Genomic DNA, 4,621 nt, shown 5'->3' with positions numbered 1-4,621 from the left:
TCATCGAACTTGAGCTGCTCGGTCGGATTGAGCGGCTCACGCTCACCCAACGCCCACTGGCCTTCACTACGGCCCTTTCCGCGAGGTGGTGCAGTCATTTGCCCGTTTTCCTAATCGCTTGCGGTGCGGGCTGTCGCTGTCCCGGATGTCGCCGTTTGCAGACACGCGTGAGACCGATATGCCGACGCGCCACAAGAGCGGCAAATGGGCTGCCGTCCGTGAGTGTCACGCGAAGTCGTGCCCAAAGAGCTGACTGACCAGGGAGAAGTTTTTCTCACTGTGAGTGAAACTACCTGGATTCCGTTAATAGACCGTTAACGTGCGCCGGGAATCCCCTGGGAAAATTGTCCCGAACGACCGGCCCGCACCCAGCGCGGATCCTGCTGCACAACGCGGCTGCGGTGCGGGGCGCGGTCCTCCATTACGCGGCCGCCGAAACCATCCAACGCACCGCCCTCGGCACCCGCCAACCTATCCATTGGCCCGGCCAACAGGTGGGGAATTTCAGTGAGCAGTTGCCGGGTAGGGCCGGAGGTTACCGGTCAGCCCCAGCTCAACGGTAATGACTTGAGCGCAAAACTCTTCGACGGGAAATTGATGACGGGGATGTAGCCCGCTGGCAGTTCAAAGTCCGGGATCCGCTTGAGCCACTCGCCAATGACGATGGTCAGTTCTATCCGTGCCAGGTGGGAACCTAGGCAGCGATGTGGCCCGCCGCCGAATCCCCAGTGTCGGTGCACCTTTCCATCCATGACCAGGTCGTCGGTGGAGATCGCGTCGCTACCGTCGCGGTTGATCGCGGCCGTGCACAACCGCACTGGTGTTCCTGGCGGAAGGGTCATGCCGCCCACGTTGACGAAATCGGTAGTAACCCGGGCCGCCAGCGGCGCCGACGGCTCAAGTCGGACGATCTCTTCGATGAAAAACTTGATTTGCTCGGGATTATCGCGAAGCTCCCTGCGCAGCTGCGGTCTGCGCGCCAACTCGAATAGCGAGAAACCGATCGCCGCAGCCACCGTGTCCAGGCCGGAAACGATCAGCAGTTGGGTCATGCCGAGCAGCTCGAGGTCGCTCAGGTCGCCCGGGTCGGTCATGATTTGCGACAGCAGGTCAGGGCCCGGGCCCTGCCGGCGCTGTTGGATAACTTCGGCGAAGTACGCCAGCAGCTCGTTCCCGTCGGACTTGCCGGACAGCATGGCGTCCTTCCAGCGGATCACGCTATCTCGGTCCTCCAGCGGCAGCCCGTAGAGGTCCATGAACACTTGATACGGGTAGAGGCGCGCGAAATCTGCCATCGCCTCGCACTCGTTTCGACCGGCGAGGGCAGCGGTCATTTCAGCGGCGTGCCGCTCCATCATGGGCCGGTATTGACGCAAGGTCTGCGGACCGAAGTACGGGTGCAGGATTTTGCGGTAGCGGGTGTGCTCGGGAGGGTCGGACGCTGAGGGCAGCACCGGCACCGGGCAGCCGGGGGGCTGAAGTGCCAATTGTGCTGAGAAGATGTTGGGGCTGCACAGCGCTGCCCGCACGTCCTCGCGGCGGGTCAGGTAATAGGCGCCGCTCATGAACACGACTGGCCCAGCGTCCCGCAACGTCTTCCACCCGACACCTCGATCGGCTGCCATCGGTAACGTCGAATGCTCCAGCCGCGGTAGGTGGAACGTGGCCGGCCGGCTTTCGCCGAGGATGCGACCTGAGTGGATTTGCCCGGAATTGACTTCCGGCGGTTGCGCCGGGGAATTCACTGCCATCTCGCGTGGCGTGCGGCGGGTCGGGCGGGGCGCGTTGTGCTTGCAACCATGACTGTTCCTCCGAGACATTGAGGTAGGGCAGCAGACCGACGTTGCGAGCGTCATGTTATCTGATCGGACGGTTTTGCCGGTTACAACTGGGGGGCGATCCAGCACGATCAGGCTGGAATCCGTTAAGAGCCTTCACGCGTCGAAGCCGCATTGTTAAGGCAAAGTTGTTGTGCGAGTTGGCCACACAGGGCCGCATCAGACGGCACGACAGCCGGGCGCGCGGGCCGATGATGAACCACCCCGCGCTTACACAGATGGAATGGCACGCCCGGAGCGGCCGCGGATGCAACTACCCAACCGTCGGCCATCGGAGCAGCGAGGTGGGCCCAGTATTCACCAACCGCAGACACCTGCTGCACGATTCGGTACAGGATCAACCCCGCCCCGTCGACGCCGACCCGATGCGGACGCCTCTCCGGCAGTTCCTCCATCGGCAACACCGGTGTCCACTCGTCCAGGCCAAGCCGCTTACCGGACTGGTCCATATGTTGATCCCATAGCCGAGCGCGCTACCAAATACGCCCCGCCGGTAACGGTCCCAGCGGCGATCCCACCACGACAGCACGTAGAGCCCCAGTGCCGTTGTGTTTCAACAACCCATGCACCAGCCCGATCCGCGCGACTGCTCATGGGTGTGCTACCAATCTGTCACTCCGGTCACCGCCGCGCCGATGTTCGCCAGGACGCCGACGGCGAGAGCGCGGCGCGCAAACCGCGATACATCGTGCAGTTCGAAGACCGGCCGACCCGCCAACACCCTGATCTCCCTGACGGCATCCAAAGCCACAGTCGTCCCAATCGATCCGGTTGCCATCGATGCTAGCGCCGCGTGCAGTGGATGACCCAACCACACGCCATGCAACAGGTTGGTCACCCGATCTCGGGCGCCGCCCAGGGCGTTGAATATGAAGGTCAAGAGGGGCTCCAACCGCTAGCTGGGCCGGTCAAGCCACTCCTGGCGTCCAAGGATGCTCAGCATCCTCACTCCGAGGCTGTGAACCCTGGTCTCGACGTGCTGTGACTGCTTGTCCACTAAGCCAGTCCTTCCTCAATGGGCACCAGACCCGTGGTGATCGTACGGACAGCGCGCGGCCATGCGGCGGCAAGTTACGAAGCAGGGAAATGAATGTTGCTGAAACGCTGGATGACTGGAGCCTGTAAGACAGCTGAAATTAACGACCGCAAACGTGTGCGCTGCTAACCTGCGTCCGCGACATTCAAAGGTGCCGTCATCCGCCCATGGGTGAGCGCGGAATCACACTGGGCCGAACCTCGCACCGAGGCGTGGCGCCGCCGACCGCACCGCGCCCGGCCATGTTCGCAACCGGCATCATCGGTGGCATCGCCTGCTGCGCGCCCGCCTGCAGGGCCGGCGCTGCGCTGGCCGGCAATGCGGTGGCTGCGCCCGGACTCACCGAAGGTGCCATCCCAGTCCATCCCGACGGCACCGACAGGGCGCCGATCAAGGCCGCGCGACCCATCCCCGCGGTCACCGGCGGGCCACTGCCAAGACCGGACAACCCGGCTGAGCTCAACAGGCCGGTGCCGGAATTGAGACCGCCTCGCAGGGCCGATCCCAACGCGTTAGCCGTGTTACCCACGGCCCTGGCGGCAGTGCTCGCGGCGTTGGTGCCGCCCATCGTGAACAACCGAGTAAGCATGCTCATCGGCATCATCGCCATCCTCGCCGGCATGGTCAGCATGCTCAGCGACGACAGCGACGACATCCCTTGCGTGGACGACGACGAAGACGACCCGGACGCAAGCCCTTGCAGCGCTTGGGGTGTCGCGGCAATCAGCTGCGGGCCTGCCGACATCAGCGTCTCGGCGTGCGTAGCGGCGGAGGTTCCCGCGCCCTGGGCCACCGCGGCCACCTGGCTGGCCAACCCGGCCGGGTCTGTGGTCGGCGGCGGCGCCGTGAACGGCGCCAGTTTCGCGGCAGCCGCCGACGCGCCGGCGTAGCCGTACATCGCCGCGGCGTCCTGAGCCCACATTTCGGCGTAGTGGAACTCGGTGGCCGCAATGGCCGGGGCGTTCTGGCCGAGGACGTTGGTGGCAACCAGGGTGGCCAGCAGGCTGCGGTTGGCCGCGATCAGCGGCGGCGGAACCGTTGCGGCAAAAGCGGTTTCGTAGGCAGCAGCTGCCGCGCCGGCCTGGGCGGCCGCCTGTTCGGCTTGGCCGGCGGTGACGCTGAGCCAGCCGATGTACGGTGTGGCCGCGGCCGCCATCGACGCCGACGACGGTCCCGCCCAGGCCCCGCTGGTCAACCCGGAGATCACCGAACCGTACTGCGCCGCAGCGGAATCCAACTCGGCGGCCAGTTCCTGCCAGGCCGACGCGGCAGCCAGCATCGGTCCTGATCCCGGACCGGAATACATGCGTGCGGAGTTGATCTCCGGTGGCAGCGCTCCGAAATCCAGCATCGCTGCCCCCTCTTAGCCTGCCCCGACCGCGTTGGCAGCTTCGGTGGCTGCATATGCTGCGGCGCTCGTGCCGAGGGTGGCGACGAACATGTCGTGGATCGCGGCAGCATGCGCGCTGACCGCCTGATACATCTGCGCGTGCGCGGCGAACTGCGCCGCGGTAAGCGCCGAAACCTCATCGGCCGCAGCGGGAACCACTCCGGTCGTCGGAGCCGCCGCAGCGGCATTCTGGGCGAACATCGTCGAGCCGACCCCTTGCAGGGCGCCCGCCGCCGCCGTCAACGCTTCCGGCTGTGTCGTCACAAACGACATCACGCACTCCTTAAGTTCGTAGGTGCAGTTACTTCGTGTTGTTACGTTGTGCTGTGACCCCGGGTGGGGCGGGTGAGGCTGCAT

3 protein-coding genes are annotated in these 4,621 nt (G+C 65.1%); all 3 read right to left on the bottom strand.

Going from position 1 to position 4,621, the window contains the following annotated elements:
- Positions 1-542: 542 nt before the first annotated feature.
- A complete protein-coding gene (locus AWC14_RS07460; protein WP_045379706.1) occupies positions 543-1,625 on the bottom strand; it encodes a cytochrome P450 in 1,083 nt (360 codons plus the stop codon).
- Positions 1,626-3,031: 1,406 nt separating this feature from the next.
- On the bottom strand, positions 3,032-4,222 hold the full coding sequence (locus AWC14_RS07450; protein ID WP_045379704.1) for a PPE family protein: 1,191 nt from the start codon (positions 4,220-4,222) through the stop codon (positions 3,032-3,034).
- A 15-nt stretch (positions 4,223-4,237) separates the two neighbouring features.
- Entirely contained in the window at positions 4,238-4,537 is a 300-nt protein-coding gene (locus AWC14_RS07445; RefSeq protein ID WP_045379702.1) for a PE family protein, read from the bottom strand.
- Between the last annotated feature and the right edge of the window lie 84 nt (positions 4,538-4,621).

The sequence above is a fragment of the Mycobacterium kyorinense genome, assembly GCF_002101735.1.
Lineage (GTDB): Bacteria > Actinomycetota > Actinomycetes > Mycobacteriales > Mycobacteriaceae > Mycobacterium > Mycobacterium kyorinense.
This window is presented reverse-complemented; position numbering and strand designations above follow the sequence as displayed.

Excerpts from the sequence above, each read along its gene's own strand:
- AWC14_RS07460 (WP_045379706.1), bottom strand. The coding sequence starts at position 1,625 with ATGGCAGCCGATCGAGGTGTCGGGTGGAAGACGTTGCGGGACGCTGGG.
- AWC14_RS07445 (WP_045379702.1), bottom strand. The coding sequence starts at position 4,537 with ATGTCGTTTGTGACGACACAGCCGGAAGCGTTGACGGCGGCGGCGGGC.